The 18433-nt window shown below is 33.3% G+C and carries 15 protein-coding genes; 11 read left to right on the top strand and 4 right to left on the bottom strand.

What is annotated here, in order from left to right; genetic code table 11:
* Window positions 1-166: 166 nt before the first annotated feature.
* The 3 genes from trxA (at window position 167) to ispG (ending at window position 3026) form a co-directional block, all read left to right on the top strand.
* The gene (gene trxA / locus ACEW8E_RS05360; protein ID WP_373479310.1) at window positions 167-490 is read left to right on the top strand and encodes a thioredoxin; all 324 of its coding nucleotides are present in this window, start codon (window positions 167-169) and stop codon (window positions 488-490) included.
* Between the two features lie 152 nt (window positions 491-642).
* A complete protein-coding gene (locus ACEW8E_RS05355) occupies window positions 643-1707 on the top strand; it encodes an LOG family protein (RefSeq protein ID WP_373479309.1) in 1065 nt (354 codons plus the stop codon).
* Window positions 1708-1808: 101 nt separating this feature from the next.
* Window positions 1809-3026, top strand: coding sequence for a (E)-4-hydroxy-3-methylbut-2-enyl-diphosphate synthase (gene ispG, locus ACEW8E_RS05350; protein ID WP_373479308.1), 1218 nt, complete (start codon window positions 1809-1811; stop codon window positions 3024-3026).
* On the opposite strand, the gene ACEW8E_RS05345 is transcribed toward ispG, so the two are convergent.
* Window positions 3023-5170 (bottom strand): PhoX family phosphatase, encoded by a 2148-nt coding sequence (locus ACEW8E_RS05345; protein WP_373479307.1) that lies wholly within the window; start codon window positions 5168-5170, stop codon window positions 3023-3025. The two genes, ispG and ACEW8E_RS05345, sit on opposite strands and share 4 nt — an antisense overlap.
* Window positions 5171-5639: 469 nt before the next feature.
* On the opposite strand from ACEW8E_RS05345, the gene ACEW8E_RS05340 reads away from it, so the two are divergent.
* The 3 genes from ACEW8E_RS05340 to ACEW8E_RS05330 all read left to right on the top strand — a co-directional run bounded on the left by ACEW8E_RS05340 (window position 5640) and on the right by ACEW8E_RS05330 (window position 7711).
* Window positions 5640-6014, top strand: a complete 375-nt coding sequence (locus ACEW8E_RS05340) for a cyclic nucleotide-binding domain-containing protein (RefSeq protein WP_373479306.1) — start codon at window positions 5640-5642, stop codon at window positions 6012-6014.
* An 86-nt stretch (window positions 6015-6100) separates the two neighbouring features.
* Window positions 6101-6478: a cyclic nucleotide-binding domain-containing protein gene (locus ACEW8E_RS05335; RefSeq protein WP_373479305.1), complete on the top strand. Its 378-nt coding sequence runs from the start codon at window positions 6101-6103 to the stop codon at window positions 6476-6478.
* A gap of 3 nt (window positions 6479-6481) precedes the next feature.
* Window positions 6482-7711, top strand: a complete 1230-nt coding sequence (locus ACEW8E_RS05330) for an acetate kinase (protein ID WP_373479304.1) — start codon at window positions 6482-6484, stop codon at window positions 7709-7711.
* A gap of 176 nt (window positions 7712-7887) precedes the next feature.
* Here the strand turns inward: ACEW8E_RS05330 and ACEW8E_RS05325 are convergent, their stop codons facing one another.
* Entirely contained in the window at window positions 7888-8811 is a 924-nt protein-coding gene (locus tag ACEW8E_RS05325; RefSeq protein WP_373479303.1) for a DnaJ C-terminal domain-containing protein, read from the bottom strand.
* A gap of 43 nt (window positions 8812-8854) precedes the next feature.
* Window positions 8855-9976 (bottom strand): site-2 protease family protein, encoded by a 1122-nt coding sequence (locus ACEW8E_RS05320; protein ID WP_373479302.1) that lies wholly within the window; start codon window positions 9974-9976, stop codon window positions 8855-8857.
* Window positions 9977-10179: 203 nt separating this feature from the next.
* Here ACEW8E_RS05320 and prs point away from each other — a divergent pair, with 203 nt between their 5' ends.
* From prs to ACEW8E_RS05300, 4 genes are all read left to right on the top strand, one after another.
* Window positions 10180-11064, top strand: a complete 885-nt coding sequence (prs, locus tag ACEW8E_RS05315; protein ID WP_373479301.1) for a ribose-phosphate diphosphokinase — start codon at window positions 10180-10182, stop codon at window positions 11062-11064.
* A 43-nt stretch (window positions 11065-11107) separates the two neighbouring features.
* Window positions 11108-12604 carry a nicotinate phosphoribosyltransferase gene (locus tag ACEW8E_RS05310; RefSeq protein ID WP_373479300.1) on the top strand — a complete coding sequence of 499 codons (1497 nt, stop codon included), beginning with the start codon at window positions 11108-11110 and terminating at the stop codon, window positions 12602-12604.
* 39 nt (window positions 12605-12643) lie between these two features.
* Window positions 12644-13408 carry an NUDIX domain-containing protein gene (locus ACEW8E_RS05305; RefSeq protein WP_373479299.1) on the top strand — a complete coding sequence of 255 codons (765 nt, stop codon included), beginning with the start codon at window positions 12644-12646 and terminating at the stop codon, window positions 13406-13408.
* A gap of 303 nt (window positions 13409-13711) precedes the next feature.
* Entirely contained in the window at window positions 13712-15919 is a 2208-nt protein-coding gene (locus tag ACEW8E_RS05300) for a Calx-beta domain-containing protein (protein WP_373479298.1), read from the top strand.
* Between the two features lie 213 nt (window positions 15920-16132).
* Here the strand turns inward: ACEW8E_RS05300 and ACEW8E_RS05295 are convergent, their stop codons facing one another.
* Window positions 16133-17134, bottom strand: a complete 1002-nt coding sequence (locus ACEW8E_RS05295; protein WP_373479297.1) for a helix-turn-helix domain-containing protein — start codon at window positions 17132-17134, stop codon at window positions 16133-16135.
* A gap of 278 nt (window positions 17135-17412) precedes the next feature.
* Here ACEW8E_RS05295 and ACEW8E_RS05290 point away from each other — a divergent pair, with 278 nt between their 5' ends.
* On the top strand, window positions 17413-18294 hold the full coding sequence (locus ACEW8E_RS05290) for a formylglycine-generating enzyme family protein (protein WP_373479296.1): 882 nt from the start codon (window positions 17413-17415) through the stop codon (window positions 18292-18294).
* Window positions 18295-18433: the final 139 nt, after the last annotated feature.

Genomic DNA, 18433 nt, shown 5'->3' with positions numbered 1-18433 from the left:
AACCGCTTTTACATTGTAAGGGCGGATTTCTTTTTTTATCATAAAAAGGCTTTTAAGTCAAACTATGTAAACTTATAGAAATAATTGAGAGCAAGAGATCAAATATTTGCTATGGTAAAATCTGATAGTATTTTAAATGCAAATAATCTAGTAAGGAATAAGCAAAATGTCGGAAGTGACAGAAGTTAAAGAAGCGGATTTTAAAGAAGTTGTTTTAGAAAGTGAACTTCCTGTGTTGGTAGATTTTTGGGCTCCTTGGTGTGGTCCTTGTCGTATGGTTGCACCTGTAGTCGAAGAGATTGCTCAACAATATGAAGGTAAAGTCAAAGTGGTAAAACTTAACACTGACGAAAATCCTCAAATTGCTAGTCAGTATGGAATTCGTAGCATTCCTACCCTGATGGTATTTAAAGATGGAGAAAAAAAAGAAATGGTAGTAGGTGCAGTGCCTAAAACTACTTTAGCCAACACTTTAGAAAAACATCTTTAAAAGGAAGTTTCTTTGCCCCCAATTTGGGGGTTTTTTTATAGGAATTAATTGTAAATTAGATCTTTAAAAGAAGATGTAACAGTCATTAATTGATTATTATGATAATGTCATCAAATTTCGATCAACTTTTGTCTAAATAAGGAGAAATATCTTTGTTAGTATCTGATGAGAAAGGTTATTTTTATCAAGCAAAAAATATTCAGCGTTTGTTAAATAAGTTACCTAATTATGATGGTAATAAATGGTTAAAAAGATCTTTAAAAACTTTAGCAAAAATTGTTAAAAAGAATAAAATAGATACCTTAGAGTGGAAAATTTTAACTGCTACTTTAAAAGACTTAGAGAAAGGATTTCGAGTTTTTTCAAACTATACTCATTATCGAAAAATTACTATATTTGGTTCTGCTAGAACTTCCTCAGATGCTTTAGAATATAAGTTAGCCAGAGATTTTGCTCAAGAAATTACTAAGTTAGGTTTTATGGTCTTAACTGGTGCGGGTGGAGGTATTATGGCAGCGGGGAATGAAGGGGCAACGGCAGAAAAATCTTTTGGTTTAAATGTAAAATTACCCTTTGAACAATCGGCGAATTCTTTTATCGAAAATGATCCTAAATTAATTCGTTTTAAATATTTTTTCACCCGTAAATTATTCTTTTTAAAAGAAAGTGATGGTATTGTACTTTTCCCCGGAGGATTTGGCACTCAAGATGAAGCATTTGAAACCACAACTTTGTGTCAAACAGGCAGACAACCTCCTATTCCTTTGATATTAATGGATAAACCAGACGGTAATTATTGGAAAAGTTGGCATGATTATATTTGTGATCATCTTCTCGAAAATGGCTATATTCAACCTGAAGATACGGAAATTTATACTATCACCGATAATGTGGATACCGCTTGTAAAGTTATCCAAGAATTTTATCGAGTCTATCATTCCTGTCGCTATGTCAAAGATTTATTTGTGATGAGATTGAATTATGATTTAACCGCTACACAAATTGAACAATTAAACGACAAATTCAGTGATATATTAATAGCGGGAAAAATTGAGAAAATACCGACTTCAGGAAAAGAAAAAGCAGAAACTGCCCTTTTACCAAGTATTGGTTTTTATCTGCAACCGAGAAAATTTAGCCGTCTTTATCAAATGATTAACTTCATCAATACTTTACCTTGCGAAGATTCGGCTTATTGTTCGCCTCAATACCGTTAAACCATGAGAAATTTTGTCTTGTAGTTTTGTTACGGATTACTGATGATAGCCAATTACTGTAAAATTAAAGTGAAAATAATCGTAACCATTGAGGGAAGACGATGCAAACTATTGATAAACCTATAACTAATTCTGATCATAATTTATTTGACGGTAGTATTCATAGACGTAAAACTCGCCCTGTAAAAATAGGAAATGTCACCATTGGTGGGAATAATCCTGTGGTGGTGCAGTCAATGATTAATGAAGACACCCTCGACGTTGATGCTTCGGTGGCGGCTATTCGTCGTTTACATGAAATTGGTTGCGAAATTGTGAGGGTGACAGTGCCAAGTCTTGCCCATGCTAAAGCAGTAGGTGAAATTAAGGCTAAATTAGAGCAAACTTATCAACCAGTGCCTTTAGTTGCTGATGTACATCATAATGGCATGAAAATTGCCCTTGAGGTAGCCAAACACGTTGATAAAGTGCGTATTAACCCCGGTTTATATGTCTTTGAAAAACCGAAAAATGACCGTATTGAGTATTCAGACACAGAATTTAATGATATTGGGGATAAAATTAGAGAAACCCTTGAACCCTTAGTAATTTCCTTAAGAGATCAAGGTAAAGCTATGCGTATCGGTGTCAATCATGGCTCTTTAGCAGAAAGAATGCTATTTACTTACGGAGACACTCCTCAAGGTATGGTAGAATCTGCCATTGAATTTATTAAAATTTGTGAGTCTTTAGATTTCCGTAATTTAATTATCTCCATGAAAGCCTCTCGTGTAGCCGTGATGTTATCTGCTTATCGTTTAATGGTAAAACGCATGGATGAATTAGGTATGGATTACCCTTTACATTTAGGCGTTACCGAAGCAGGAGACGGAGAATATGGGCGCATAAAATCTACTGCTGGAATCGGCACACTACTTGCCGACGGCATCGGGGATACCATTCGAGTTTCTTTAACGGAAGCCCCAGAGAAAGAGATTCCTGTTTGTTATAGTATATTACAAGCTCTAGGATTGCGTAAAACTATGGTGGAGTATGTAGCTTGTCCTTCTTGCGGACGTACTTTATTTAATCTCGAAGAAGTTTTACATAAAGTCAGAGAAGCAACTAAGCATTTAACAGGTTTAGATATAGCTGTAATGGGCTGTATTGTCAACGGGCCAGGGGAAATGGCCGACGCTGATTATGGTTATGTAGGCAAACAACCGGGTTTTATCTCTTTATATCGTGGTAAGGAAGAAATAAAAAAAGTACCTGAAACCGAAGGAGTAACGGAATTAATTAATTTAATTAAAGCTGACGGTAGATGGGTTGAGCCTTAATTTTTCATGATTGCTACTACAGAAGGTTTAGGGGGTTGATTAGGTTGTAAATTAGGCCAATTTGAGCCTTGAGGAATAGTTCTTTTTTGAGCAAATTCCTCTCCTTCTGTGGTTAAAATCGATATATCTAATGTTTTCTCTTCCATACTCTTTCTTATGCCGTTTTTTTCTCCCGGATGTTGTACTGATAAAAAGAGAGTTTGCTGATCTTTGGTAAAATATATACCTGTACCTTCGGCTTCCATAGGCATAATCCCAAAAGGATAGGCTTTTCCAGCATTTTCTCCTGATAAAGGAATATACCATAAGGAGTTATTACCTAAAGGGGCGATAGAATTGCGTTTACCGTCTGAAGGTTGACTTTGTAAACCTGTCGGCATATCCGTTACCATCCATAAATCACCGTTAGCATCAAATTCGAGGTTATCAGGGTTAGCGAATCCCATACCGCCTTTTGAAGGTTCACCACCTACTGCCAAGATTTCCCATTTAAAAGTCATAGCATCAGGCTGATTATTATCTTCTCTAAGACGCATTAAACAGCCGTATTGATACATATTCCCATTTTTATCGCTGAAAATTCGTTTATCGGGACTTCCTTCGCTCCCTGCCACTCCTGCCGTGTAAGCAATTACTAGAGATTTATCTATCGGACTTAATTCTACATCTTCAGGACGAGCGCCACAAGTACCACCAACAATATTAGCGCCATAATGAGCATCGATTAAAATTGCTCCTTGTCTCTCTTCTTCACTACCTAAATATAAATCTCCTAATTTGCGATATTTTGCGGTAAAATCGTCTAATTCTCCTTGATTTTCCACTGCAATATATGATCCTTTTTTTCTATCAGGGTTAGGTATCGTTAATAAACCTCCTGCTAAATTTTCTAAGGCAATGGGATTTATCGGGGTGTCTGATTTTAAAGGTATCCATTCTCCTTTACCATCCGTTGACATCTTAGCAACGTATAGCATTCCATCTTTTAACAACTCGGAATTTTTTTTATCACTGGGATTGATAACCTTTCCTTTTGACAAGAATTTATATAAATGTCCCCCAGTGCGATCGCATCCAGAGTAAAATACGAGAGGTTGATTTTTTTCTGCCCAAATTGTCACGGCTTCATGACGAAAACGCCCTAACCATGTGTGTTTCGTGCCATAGTCATCGGGGTTACTAGGATCAATTTCTACCATCCAACCGTATTTATTTCCCGCTAACCCAAAAGGATTACCTTGCCCACTCAAACCAGATACAGGCAAAAATTCTGGAGGTAAAGAAGTACCATCTGCCATGATACCTTCAGGGACATAATTTTGGAAATTTTCTTCTGCACTAAAAACTGTACCCCAAGGGGAAGTGCCACCAGCACAATTAGCGAAAGTGCCAATAATTTTATCACCTAAGTTATCGGTATAGCCTAATACTTCCTTTTTCTTAAATATAGCAGTAGCCGCCCCTGTAGAGGATAAATAACGGTTATCTTTCCAGCCAGAAATACCAGTAATACGACGATCATTTTTACTAAAAGTGCGTTGCCATTGCCCATTATTATCTTTTTTAATAGAAATTATACCAACACCTTGATCAATTAATAATTCACTGAAAAAATCTTGAAATTTTGCTTTAAAAGGGTTATCATCTACAAGGGCAAAAATATTTAAACTTTGTTTATTTTTATTGGCTTCTGTTAAAGTATTTAAGACTTGAAAATCGAGAGTTTTATTAATCACAATTTCATAACTTTCTAACCAAGGATTAGGGCTTACATATTCAAAATTTACCACTAAAAAACCTTCATTAGGGCTAGTTTCGATGAAAGAAATATAGTCATTATTATAACCAAAACGAGAATCCCCAACTTTGTCACCCCAAGAGGCAATTATTTGATAGTCAAAACCATCGGGTAAAATTAAATTATCTTCAACTTGATAACTTTGATAAATTTGTTTTTGTTGTTGACTGTTAACATTATTAATATCTAAAGGAATCGGATATTTTATAGGCTTAAAAGTACTAAAATTAATATTATTAGAAGTAGCTGTTTTTGCTTGTAAATTAGATTTAAAAACTGAGTTACAAGCAGTAGTGGCTATACCAATTCCTAAAAAAGTTAAAAATTCTCTACGTTTGAAAGTCATTATTTTAAAGAAAAAATATAAGTTTAAATTAGTAAGTAGGCAAAATTAATTGTATGTTTACTTTATTCTCATACACTCACGGAAGAATCCAAAAAATCATTAGTTATTTTTATTAATTTTAAAATATATAATCTCTAAATACTTTAATACTTAGACTATGGCAATCTTTAAATCATCAGTGAGTAGTTGAAGATTGAGAAATACATCTTACTATATCTTAAATATAATAACTTATAGCTAACATTTTTTTTAGTCTAACTCTTTACATAGTGGGATTGCTATTAAAATATTTTAAAGTATTTTTTATTATTTATCTCGACAATTTTTGTTAATGAAATAATAATATTTTCTTAAATAAATCTTAACCCTAAATGGAATTAAAAATGAGAGAATATCTAACTAGAAATAATTAATAGTAAAAAATTAAATTAGTTATTAACCTTAAATTATAAAACTTAAACCATTGATTATGTTAGAAACAACTAAAATTATAGAATTATTTTTTAAACATTTAGAAATCAAAAATATTCCTTTAGGAGAGGTTATTTTTAAAGAAGGAGAAAAAGGCAATACTATGTTTGCTTTAATAGAAGGAGAAGTAGAGTTATTTCTTAATGATAAAGTGGTGGAAATAATTTATAAAAATGATGTCTTTGGTGAAGGTGCTTTGGTACAATTAAATCATCTTAGATTTACTACTGCTATAGCTAAAACTGATTGTCAGATAGCGGAATTAAATAAAGAAAAATTTTTATTTTTGTTACAAGAAACTCCTTTATTTGCTTTAGATATTTTGAGAAGTTTATCAAGTCGTTTATATCATTCTTTACCCTATAATAATTAACTTTAATTTCTCTCCTTAATTATTAAAATTGCTATTTGTTAATCAATCTGAGACAATAAAACATTAATACTTTATTAAAATAGATTATGTTAGAACCTAGTGACGTTATTGATTTGTTTTTTAACCACCTTAAAACCCAAGAATTTAAAGCAGGAGAAGTAATTTTTAAAGCGGCAGATAAAGGAGACAAAATGTTTGCTTTGATGAAAGGTGAAGTAGAATTATGGTTAGATAATAAAGTTGTGGAAACTATCCATGAACATGATGTCTTTGGTGAAGGTGCTTTAGTACAATTAGATCATAGTCGAATTACTACAGCGATCGCCAAAACTGATTGTCAGATAGCGGAATTAAATAAAGAAAGATTTTTATTTTTATTACAAGAAACGCCTTTATTTGCTTTAGAAATTGTTAGAAGTTTATCCAGCCGTTTACGGAAAGTAAAGCAGAAATCGTCAATTTAAGCTATGAAAATATTAGTTCTTAATGCTGGTTCAAGTAGTCAAAAAAGTTCTTTATATGATATTAATGTTCTTAAAAATATCATTTTTCCTCCCCAACCTCTTTGGGAAGCAATGATTGATTGGACAGTTAATAGTAATTATGGACTATTGAAAGTGGAAGCTAAGGGGGTAAAAATTACCCTTGAGTTACCTATGAATAATCGTCAAACTGGCATTAAGACTATGTTAAACACCATGATTGAGGGTGAAACCAAAGTTATGGAGCAATTAACAGATATAACTGTAGTAGGTCATAGAGTAGTACACGGTGGCAAAAAATATTATCAAGCAACTTTTGTCACGGAGGAAGTAAAGGCGACGATAAAAGAGTTAATACTTTTAGCGCCTAATCATAACCCATCTCATTTAGAAGGTATTGAAAGTATAGAGAAGATAGATAAAGAAATTCCTCAAATAGCGGTTTTTGATACAGCTTTTTACAGTACTATTCCTGATTATGCTAAAATTTATCCCATTCCTTACCAATATTATCAAGAAGGAATCCAACGTTATGGTTTTCATGGTATTTCCCATCAATATGTCTCTCAACGTACAGCAGAAATTCTTGATAAACCTTTAAATAGTTTGAAAATCATTACTTGTCATTTAGGTAATGGTTGCTCAATTACGGCGATTAAAGATGGAGTGAGTATCAATACCAGTATGGGTTTTACTCCTTTAGAAGGGGTGATGATGGGTAGTCGTAGCGGCTCAATTGATCCAGCTATTTTGACTTATTTTATGAGAAAATATGGTTACGATGGGGATAAAATTGACGAAATTTTGAATAAAAAATCGGGATTGTTAGGAGTTTCAGGAATTTCGGCGGATTTACGCACAATTTTGCAGAAAATAGAAGAAGGAAATACTCAAGCCAAACTTGCTTTTGATATTTATATTCATCGCCTTCAAGAGGTTATTAGTAGTTTTTTACCTTCTCTTGGTGGTTTAGATGTTTTAGTTTTTACTGCTGGGGTGGGAGAAAATTCCTCCATCGTCAGAGAAAAAGTTTGCGAAAAATTCGGCTTTTTGGCTATGAAATTAGATAAGGAAAAAAATCTTAATTTATCTATTGATACAAATATCGCTACTGATGATTCTAATGTCAAAATTTTAGTTATTCATACTCAAGAAGATTGGGCGATCGCCAAGCAATGTTATAATTTAATCAATAACGGATGTGACGTAAAGTGAAATATTTGAAGGTATCAGATTTTAGGTATCAAGTATCAGGTTTGAAATAATGAGTTTGTAAACATCAAAGTTATATAGTTTTTTTAGTTGATTTATTACTTATTACACTATTCAACATTCTTTCTATCTCCTAACTCCCCGTTTCCTTTTATCTCCTAACTCACGAAAAAATTTTTTCAGTAACCCTTAATTAGATTTTGACGAGGTTTAAATTGTTCAATTTCCCGTATTTTTTCATATAGTTTCTTTTCCTCATCACTAACTTGAGTTGGTATAACTATTTGTATTATTATTAATTGATCTCCTCTTTCCCCTCGAATATTAGGATAGCCTTTATTTGCTAATTTTAATCTTTGTCCTGATTTTACCCCTGCTGGTACATTCATTTTTACTAATCCGTCAATAGTTGGAACTTCAATCGCACCACCAACAATGGCTTCGGAGGGGGTTAAAGGTATTTCGCAGGAAATCTCATTTCCTTGTAAGCTAAAAAAGTTATGAGGTGCAATAGATATTTTTAAATATAAATCTCCTCCCCTAATTCCTTGTCTTTTAAGTCTGATTTTTTGTCCATGATACATACTCGGTGGCATATCTACTTCAAGCGATCGCCCATCTTCGAGTTTAATTCTTTCTCTACCGCCTTGATAAGCCTTTTCTAGGGGTAAAGTTAACTTAGCTTCGATGTCTTTAGGTTGAGATTTAGGAGGTACAACTGTTTTAATATTGCTGGGATTAAAATCTCTAATAGATGAAGGGGAAGAACCTGCTTTAATTCTAGTTGTAGTATTATTACTGTTAAGATTTTCCCAAAACCCTCCTAAATCGGGGGAAAAGGGAAAACCAGAATTATTTTTATTATCTCGACGAATGGAGTTTCGTTTACCAACACCAAAAATTTGAATGTCATACTGTTGACGTTTCTTGTCATCGGAGAGTACGTCATAAGCCTCGTTAATCTGCTTAAATTGCTCTTCAGAATCTTTATTTCCTGGATTTAAGTCGGGGTGATAACGTCTAGCTAAAAGGCGAAACTCTTTTTTGATTTCTTCTGGAGTAGCATTACTATTTACTCCGAGAACTTCATAATAATTGATCATTGATAATTGATAGTTGATAGTTTACAATTCTTCATTCCTATTATTAACTGATGGCGGTAGTTATTTTCGATTGTAAGAATTTAATGATACCTTGTTTTTCAATTAAGCCTACTACTACGCCATCTTCTTTGACTACGGTTAACTCTTGTTCTTGTTGTTGTTCTAATATTTTAGCAACTTCTAACAAAGAAAGGCTATCAATAACAGTTTTGACTTCGGCTTTGGATTTCATTAAATCTGAGACAAGGGTTTCATTCCATAGCATAGTTGAGACTGAACGTAAGTCATCTGTATTTAAGACACCAATTAAAATACCTAGATTATTCGTAACCAAAAATTTACGCCATTGTTGTTTACCGATAACATAATTATTAGCAAATTCTCTTAAGGTTAAATTATCTTTAATAACAGGGCTTTCAGGCAAAATTGCGTCTGCTGCGGTGTAGTGATTCAGTTTATCTTCCATTCTTGCTGATTGAGCTGCATTTCCTGCATTTTGCAATAAAAACCAACCAATAAACACTGTCCAAAAGTTACCAAAACCGATGACATTTAATGTACCTAATGCACCAATAATAATAGCAGTCCAACCGAAAAATTGTCCTACCATTCCTGCAAAAATAACGCCTTTTTGAGGATTACCCGTGATTTTCCAGACAATGGCTTTTAAGACGTTTCCACCATCTAAAGGTAAACCCGGAATCATGTTAAATACTGCCAAAATTAAGTTAATCATGGCTAGTAATGAGATTATCAAACTTAAGGCTAGAGGTAAGGTAAAATTTAAGCCGATGATCGTAAATATCCCAAATAATAACACACTTACTAAAGGACCGGCGATCGCCACTAAGAGAGCTTGTTCGGGGGTTTTGGACTCTTTTTCTAGGGCGGCTAAACCACCAAAAATAAAGAGAGTGATGGATTTTACTTCAATACCTTGAGCCATAGCGACGAAACTATGGCCTAATTCGTGGGCTAAAACAGAAGAGAATAAGAGTAAAGAAGTAATTAAACCCAATATCCAAGGTAAAATGCCGGGTAATTGCGTTTGATAAGCTAAATCTGTACCATAGGTTAAAGTCATCAACCCTAAAACTAAAAACCATGAAGGATTGACATAAAAAGGAATTCCAAATAAACTGCCGACTCTAATATTTCCATTCATAAAAAGTCATCTCCCTTTATTGATACTTGAGTGAAGTTATAACCTCTATTGTAAAGGATGTTTTAAAAGTATGATTAACAATATAATACGGTGATCCACCTTTTAAAGTTCGGTTGTTTTTATCCCCTTGACATTATTACTGTCTCTATGCCATTATATGTTTATAGGCTCAAAGCCATTTATAGAAAAAAGGAGGGTAAAAAATGTCTATATCAGTGAATGATTTTCCCGTCAAAACCTTTAATTTTCCAGCAGGAGAATGTCATGTTAATTTATTGCCTGAAATAGTTACGCCAAAAACTGTTATTAAAGCAATTCTTCATAATGCTAACGATATTATGGCTTTATTGCTTACTGTGGATGCTATTGCCCGTATTTTGCCGACGGTAAGTATTGAGTTAATTATTCCTTATTTTCCTTACGCTAGACAAGATCGAGTTTGTAATCAAGGAGAAGCTCTAAGTGTTAAAGTCATGGCAGATTTGATTAATAGTTTGAAATGCGATCGCATCATGATTATTGATCCTCATTCAGATGTCACTCCAGCGTTACTAAATAATTGTCAAGTTATCACCCAAGCAGATATTTTAGTTAAAAGTGAATTAGCAAAAACACTTCAAGAAGAAAATTGGGTTTTGATTGCGCCTGATGCAGGTGAGCAAAAAAAGACGATGGAAGTAGCGAAACGTCTAGGTTTATCGGATGTTTTTTGTGGGAGTAAAATCCGTGATACCAAAACAGGAAAAATTCTAGCTACCACTTTTCATGATGATGTTAAAGGGCGAAAAGTTTTGATAGTGGATGATATTTGTGACGGTGGTAGAACTTTTATTGAGTTAGCAAAAGTACTTCAAAAAAAAGAAGCTCAAGAAATCGCTCTTTATGTTACTCACGGTATTTTTTCTCAAGGATTATTGCCATTACGCCCTTATTTTAGTCAAATTTATTGTTATCACACTATGTTATCCCTTGAAGAACAAGATACCAATTTTTTGACGATATTACCTCGAATTTTGAGGGAAAATTTGCCTTCAACTTTGGAGGATAAATCAAAAAAAGTCTCCAGAATTGAGGATTTAGAAGCGTAAGCATCATACAACAATTATAAAATTATTACAAGAGGAAAAAACCATGAAAATAAATCCCCTTAATGCTATCGATTTTTATAAAACTGATCATCGTCGTCAATATCCTGAAGGTACAACTCAAGTTTATGCTAATTTTACTCCTCGCAGTGGTCGTTTAGCAAAAGTTTTAGATTCAGATGATATTCAAATCGTGTTTTTCGGTTTACAGTATTTCATCAAAGATTATTTAATGGATTGTTGGCAGGAAAATTTCTTCAAACTAGATAAAAATAAAGTAGTTTCTGCTTATAAAAGACGCATGGATACTTCCTTGGGATTAGATGCAATTTCTGTACAACATATCGAAGCGCTTCACGATTTAGGTTATTTACCTCTTAGAATTAAAGCCTTACCAGAAGGAAGTTTAATCCCCATTGGCATACCAGTTTTAACGGTAGTCAATACTCATCCTGATTTTTTCTGGTTAACCAATTACATTGAATCGGTGATGTCTTGCTATCTATGGAAACCCATAACTTCGGCAACCACTGCTTTTCAATATAAAAAGTTAATGAGACATTATGCTATAAAAACAGGAACACCTTTAGATTTTATTCCTTTTCAATGTCATGATTTTTCTTTTCGAGGTTTATCTGGTATTCAAGATGCCATAATTAGTGGAGCAGGTCATTTAACTTCATTTTGTGGTACTGATACGGTATTAGCCATCGATTTATTAGAAAACTATTATAATGCTAATGCAGAGCAAGAAATAATAGGTACTTCAGTACCCGCTACGGAACATTCTGTCATGGCAATGGGAATGCAAGAGGAAGAATTAGAGACATTTCGCCGACTTATTGAAGATTTATATCCTATGGGCATTATTTCTGTGGTGTCTGATACGTGGGATTTTTGGAAAGTTATCACCGAATATACTGTTACTCTCAAAGACAAAATCTTAGCACGAGATGGTAAATTAGTTATTCGTCCTGATAGCGGAGATCCTGTTAAAATTATTTGTGGAGATGCTAGTTATCCTCAAAATACTCCTGAATATAAAGGCGCGATTGAATGTTTATGGGAGATTTTTGGCGGTACTATTACCCATCAAGGCTATAAAATGTTAGATAGTCACATTGGCTTAATTTATGGTGATTCTATTACTCTTGATCGAGCTTATAATATCTTGAAACAGTTAGAAATGAAAGGCTTTGCTTCAGGTAATGTCGTTTTTGGTATTGGTTCATACACTTATCAATACGTTACCCGTGATAATTTTGGTTTTGCCATGAAAGCAACTAGCGGTGTGGTAAATGGTAAACGTCGAGATATTTTCAAAAATCCTAAAACTGATAGTGGTACAAAAAAATCAGCTAAAGGTTTACTCCGAGTTGAACAAGAAAACAATACTTATATCTTATATGAACAACAAACTCCCGAAGAAGAAAAACAAGGTGCATTACAAATTATTTTTGACAATGGTAAACTAATTAAAGATTATCGCCTTGCAGATATTCGTCAACGTATCAATGAAAAATTAATAGTGAATAATGAATAGTTAATAGTTAGTTAATAGTGAATAATGAATAGTTAACCAATGACAAATGACAAATCACCAATAATAGAAACACACTATAATTCTGAAGCTGATTTTCTCGATAATTATGATCCTACAATATTTGATCGCCCCAGTACTTCCGTTGATACAGTAATTTTCACGGTTTTTGATGGACAATTACAAGTTCTTATTGTAAAACGTACAAACTACCCTTTTAAAAATCAATGGGCGTTAGTAGGTGGTTTTATTGATTTAGAAAATGATGAAACTTTAGAAGACACTGCAAAACGCAAATTAGAGGAGAAAACAGGAGTAAAAACGCCCTATTTAGAGCAATGCTTCACTATTGGCAATAAACAACGAGATCCAAGGGGATGGTCAGTAACTACGGTTTATTTTGCTTTATTACCCCATAATAAGATTCAACTTATGAAAGGTACAAATGAGATCAAATGGTCGCCGATTATTAATAATCAAGTACAAGAATTATTAGCCTTTGATCATACCGAAATTTTGCGTCAAGCTATCGAACGTTTACGCAATAAAGTTCTTTATACTTCTTTACCAGCTTACTTGATGGCGGAAAAGTTTACTTTAGGGGACTTACAAAAAGTTTATGAGATAATTCTTCATCGCCCTTTAGAAACAAAATCTTTTCGTCGTCGTATAGCTAAAGCCGATATTTTAGAAGAAACCACAGAAATGCGTCAAGATGCAAAACGTCCTGCTAAATTATATCGCTTAAAAAAGGATATTAATACTTATTTCTTTTTAAGAACTATTGAAGGTGCGATTAATAATTAATATACTTCTTTTTTGTTTCGTCAATAATAAATTCTAGTACCAAATAACCTTCTCATACTTGATATTGGTGTTAATCAATGCTATTACAAACTTGAGGTTAACTTAAATTAAACATAAATTCATCAGGATACTGCAAAAATGTAAATTCATTACAAGATAAAAATCCTGAAGATGAAAAAAAATTTTTTCTTAAAATAAGGATATTCACCGACAAAACTCATTTTTTGACTCACTTTGTCTAGTATAATTACTCCCTGAAAAATATCAAAAATTGAGAACTAAATACAAATATAATAATAAATTATGGAAATAATAAGTGGAACATCAGGTAATGACACTCTTTCGGGAATATCTACTGACGATACTATTCAAGGCTTGAATGGTAATGATAGCTTATTAGGTCAACAAGGTAACGACTTATTAGAAGGCGGATCAGGAAATGATACCCTAATAGGTGGTGCTGGTAATGATATTTTACAAGGCGGATTAGGAAATGATAGCCTAACTGGTGGCGCTGGTAACGACTTATTTGCTTTAGAATATTTTATCAGTTCTTCATTAACTAAAGATACAGACATCGTCACAGATTTTGTCCAAAATCAAGATAAAATTGATTTAACTACCATCGGTATTAGTGACTTTGCAACCCTTCAAATATTATTAGGAGAAGATGAATTTGGTACAGCACAAATTACTACTCGTTTAGGGTTATCTGATGGAGATTATTTTTATCGCCTCAAAATAAATGGATTTCGAGCTAATCAGCTACTATCAAGTGACTTTAATTTTAGTACCACTATTACTAATTCTTTAACCGAAGGTACAAATAATAATGATGATTTATTTGGTGGTTTAGGAAATGATACCCTTCAAGGTAGAAACGGAAATGATCGTTTATTTGGTGAGCAAGGTAATGACTTATTACAGGGAGGATTAGGTAATGATACTCTTTACGGTGGCGCTGGTAATGACTTATTTGCTTTAGAATATTTTATCAGTTCTTCATTAACTAAAGATACAGACATCGTCACAGATTTTGTCCGAGGTCAAGATAAAATTAATTTAACTACCATCGGTATTAGTGACTTTACTACCCTTCAAATATTATTAGGAGAAGATGAATTTGGCACAGCACAAATTACCACTCGTTTAGGGTTATCTGATGGAGATTATTTTTATCGCCTCAAAGTAAATGGATTTCGAGCTAATCAGCTACTATCAAGTGACTTTAATTTTAGTACCACTATTACTAATTCTTTAACCGAAGGTACAAATAATAATGATGATTTATTCGGTGGTTTAGGAAATGATACCCTTCAAGGTAGAAACGGAAATGATCGTTTATTTGGTGAAAGAGGTAATGACTTATTACAAGGAGGATTAGGTAATGATAGTATTTACGGCGGTTTAGGAGATGATACTGTTACTTATACTGGCACTCGTGCGGAATATTCCTTAACCAGCAATCGAGGAGTTTTTACTATTACCGATAGCATCAATAACCGTGATGGCATAGATACTTTATATGGTATTCAAAAAATAATTTTTTCAGATCAGACTATAACCATAGCACCTATTGAGAGCAATCCCACCTTATCTATTAACGATGTCAATATCACTGAAGGTAATAACGGCACAAAAAATATCATCTTTACTGTTACTCGTTCTGGGACACCTTATAATACTATTAACGTTAATTATGCTACTGCCAACGGTACAGCAACAGCAGGAAATGACTATATAGCAAAAAATGGTACTTTAACTTTTGGGATTAATGAAACCAGTAAAACTATTACTGTCGTAATTAACGGAGATACTATTTTTGAACCTAACGAAACTTTCTTTGTTAATCTTACCAATGCTATTAATGCAACTATTAGTGATGCTCAAGGAAAAGGTACAATTACCAATGATGACACCAATACTGGACTTTTATTATTAGGTACAATCAATGGTGATAATTTAGTAGGTGATAATTTAGGAGATACTTTGAGAGGTTATAACGGTAATGATACATTAACGGGAAATGCTGGTAATGATAACATTAACGGTGGTAACGGAAATGATCGAATTACTGGCGGTAACGATAACGATATTTTACTAGGAAGTAATGGTAATGATACTATTATCGGCGGTAGCGGTAATGATACCCTTTATGGTGGTAATGGTAATGACAGTTTAACTGGAGGTACAGGAAGTGATCGATTTGTCATTAAAAATACTGATGAAATTATCGATAGAATCACGGATTTTTCTATAACTGAAGGGGATAAAATAGTTATTTCTGCTTCAGGTTTTGCCACCGATTTACCATCTAACACAATTTTAGCTTCAAATCGCTTTATTGTTGGTAGCAATGCAACTACGACTAATCATCGCTTTATTTACAATAATACTAACGGAGATTTATTCTTCGATGAAGATGGCACAGGATTAATTCAATCGGTAAAAATTACTACTCTTAACACTGGTTTAACATTAACAAATCAAAGCATTTTTGTGGAAAGTTAAATTTTTTTAAGGAATTAGTTTCACATAAAAATTGTTAGTTAATAATAAGTAATAAGTAAAAAAAAGATATTTATTAGTGAGATTCTGAAATTATCTCCAATAATTTACCAAATTTTAACCTTGTCATTTGCTATGGGTGTAAAGATTGACAAAATTCTAAATCTTCATAATGAGGCATTTTTTCTCTCATTTAAGAATAAATAATTATTCAATTTATTGATGATAACGAAAATTATGAGGATTTGTTCCTGTCCAACGTTTGAAAGCACGAGTAAAATGAGCCGGATCTTCATAACCTAATTCATAGGCAATGTCAATAATTTTTAAAGGAGAATTTTGTAGTAAATAAACGGCTTTTTCATAACGAATACGAGTTACTAATTGAGAATAGGTTAAACCATCTTTTGCTAATTTTCTTTGTAAACTACGAATGGGCATTTTGGCAATTTCTGAGGCTAAATTAATAGACGGATAACCTTCTTTTAAATGAGATTTAATCGCCTGTGTCAAAGAGTTAGTAAATTGAGAAGAAGGGATAGATTGAGATAATTTTTCATATTCTTGATGTTTTTGATCTTCACATAAATTAAACTCATGAGGAAAAGGTAAGGCTAAAAAAGAGCGAGGAAAAGCGATGGAAGTTATAGTAACATCTTTATTGATAAAAACTTCTTGCAAATAATGATCCGTAAAGCTACTAAATGGAGTTTGTAGAGTAATTTGTTGGGGATACCATGTTTTTCCTGCTACTTTACGAATTAAATCCATCATTAATAGTAAAGAAAAATGACTGGGATGAGAAGAATCAAAACTTCCTAAGTTAGTAAATTCTTGACAAAAATAAGCGGTTTCTTTATCTTCCAATAACCAGAAATGTTCTGCTGAATTAAACAAATTTCCCAAATGAATAGCCTTAAAAATAGCATCATATAAAGTAAGAGATTGACAAGCTAATTTACCTAAGATGCCCATAGATTCCACAGGAGTTTTTTCTCCGACTAAAATCCCTAAATTTTCTATTCCTTCTTGATATGCTGTTTTCTTCAAAAAATCAAAGACTTGATGGCGAGAGATTAAGAAATTTGGTTCATCGAGAGCAAAAATAGGTAATTTATATTGTCTTAATAGTTTTTCTGTAGGAGTGCCTAATTTATGCAAAAAATCGACAAAAGGAATTAAAGCAGAAACTCGTAAAAGAGGTACATAATTCGTCATAAATAATTAACAAAAATTAACAATTATTAGCAATTAAAGCAGAAAACAATCTCAGAGTATTTACGGATCTTTTAATTATAGATTGGCACGAAATGGCAAGAAAAGATTTTCCACAAATATTTATACTTTGCTGATACTTAAGTAAATATTAATTCCTTTTAGGCAAGATCAGTAATTGGGTTTATGTTCTGAAGATGAAAAATGTTCTTTTTATATTCGCAATAGTTTGTATTCTTTTTTTCGTCTTTATTCCCTCAGTTTTGGCTTGTTCAACTGGTATGAAAAAAATTCATGGAGGTACTTTTACTATCGGTGCAAATAACGAATTTCCTGAAGAAAGATCCGCTCAATCAGTTACTGTTAAAGATTTTTGTATTGATAATTATGAAGTGACTAATCAACAATTTGCGAAGTTTGTAGAGGAGACAGGTTATATTACCATTGCCGAACGCCCTTTATCTGTAACACAATTCCCTGAATTAACAGAGATAGATCGATCACCGGGTTCTGTGGTATTTCAACCCATTCTTGAAGGACAACCATTCAGTGAATTAAGTTGGTGGCATTGGGTAAAAGGGGCGAATTGGCGACATCCTCAAGGACAAAATAGCACTATTGAAGGAAAAGAAAATCATCCTGTTGTCCATGTTGCTTATGATGATGCGATCGCCTATGCAAAATGGGCAGGAAAATCTTTACCAACAGAAGCCCAATGGGAATTTGCCGCAAGGGGAGGATTAAAAGACAAAATTTTTGCGTGGGGTAATACTTATAATCCCAAAAAAGCGAACACATGGCAGGGGGAATTTCCCGTGAAAAATACCCAAGTTGATGGTTATTTTGGTACTGCTCCAGTAGGCTCTTTTTCCCCAAACGGTTATGGGTTATATGACATGACAGGGAATGTGTGGGAATGGACTCAAGACTATTATCATTATGGTCATGATAGTAAATCTCATCAAGTCAATCCCGTCGTTAGTAACGAAAAAGAAAGTTTTGATCCTCGTGATCCAAATGTAGTAAAACACGTTATCAAAGGCGGTTCTTATTTATGTGCCAAAAACTATTGTAGTCGTTTTCGTCCATCCGCAAGGGAAGCAGAATCTGCTGATACGGGTACATCTCATATCGGATTTCGTTTAGTCACATCTGCACCATAAATTAACGGTACTTAAACAAAACGATAAAAGAAATTAGGTTATAATTTTTGTATTATAACGTTTTTAGGTCAAAATGAAAGAAACAACATCTTCATCAATGCCACCATGTTTTAATCGCTGGTGTCAAAAAATAGATCCA

The organism is Geminocystis sp., from assembly GCF_041753295.1.
Classification (GTDB): Bacteria; Cyanobacteriota; Cyanobacteriia; order Cyanobacteriales; family Cyanobacteriaceae; genus Geminocystis.
Note: the sequence above shows the minus strand (reverse complement) of the source record. Positions and strands in the feature narration are given on the sequence as shown.

What these genes read in the sequence shown, in the direction of transcription:
- ACEW8E_RS05325 (WP_373479303.1), bottom strand. Translation starts at nt 8,811, where the DNA reads ATGATCAATTATTATGAAGTTCTCGGAGTAAATAGTAATGCTACTCCA.
- ACEW8E_RS05290 (WP_373479296.1), top strand. Translation starts at nt 17,413, where the DNA reads ATGAAAAAAATTCATGGAGGTACTTTTACTATCGGTGCAAATAACGAA.
- ACEW8E_RS05305 (WP_373479299.1), top strand. Translation starts at nt 12,644, where the DNA reads ATGACAAATGACAAATCACCAATAATAGAAACACACTATAATTCTGAA.
- ACEW8E_RS05295 (WP_373479297.1), bottom strand. Translation starts at nt 17,134, where the DNA reads ATGACGAATTATGTACCTCTTTTACGAGTTTCTGCTTTAATTCCTTTT.
- ACEW8E_RS05330 (WP_373479304.1), top strand. Translation starts at nt 6,482, where the DNA reads ATGAAAATATTAGTTCTTAATGCTGGTTCAAGTAGTCAAAAAAGTTCT.
- ACEW8E_RS05310 (WP_373479300.1), top strand. Translation starts at nt 11,108, where the DNA reads ATGAAAATAAATCCCCTTAATGCTATCGATTTTTATAAAACTGATCAT.
- ACEW8E_RS05335 (WP_373479305.1), top strand. Translation starts at nt 6,101, where the DNA reads ATGTTAGAACCTAGTGACGTTATTGATTTGTTTTTTAACCACCTTAAA.
- prs (WP_373479301.1), top strand. Translation starts at nt 10,180, where the DNA reads ATGTCTATATCAGTGAATGATTTTCCCGTCAAAACCTTTAATTTTCCA.
- ACEW8E_RS05340 (WP_373479306.1), top strand. Translation starts at nt 5,640, where the DNA reads ATGTTAGAAACAACTAAAATTATAGAATTATTTTTTAAACATTTAGAA.
- ACEW8E_RS05320 (WP_373479302.1), bottom strand. Translation starts at nt 9,976, where the DNA reads ATGAATGGAAATATTAGAGTCGGCAGTTTATTTGGAATTCCTTTTTAT.
- trxA (WP_373479310.1), top strand. Translation starts at nt 167, where the DNA reads ATGTCGGAAGTGACAGAAGTTAAAGAAGCGGATTTTAAAGAAGTTGTT.
- ispG (WP_373479308.1), top strand. Translation starts at nt 1,809, where the DNA reads ATGCAAACTATTGATAAACCTATAACTAATTCTGATCATAATTTATTT.
- ACEW8E_RS05345 (WP_373479307.1), bottom strand. Translation starts at nt 5,170, where the DNA reads ATGACTTTCAAACGTAGAGAATTTTTAACTTTTTTAGGAATTGGTATA.
- ACEW8E_RS05300 (WP_373479298.1), top strand. Translation starts at nt 13,712, where the DNA reads ATGGAAATAATAAGTGGAACATCAGGTAATGACACTCTTTCGGGAATA.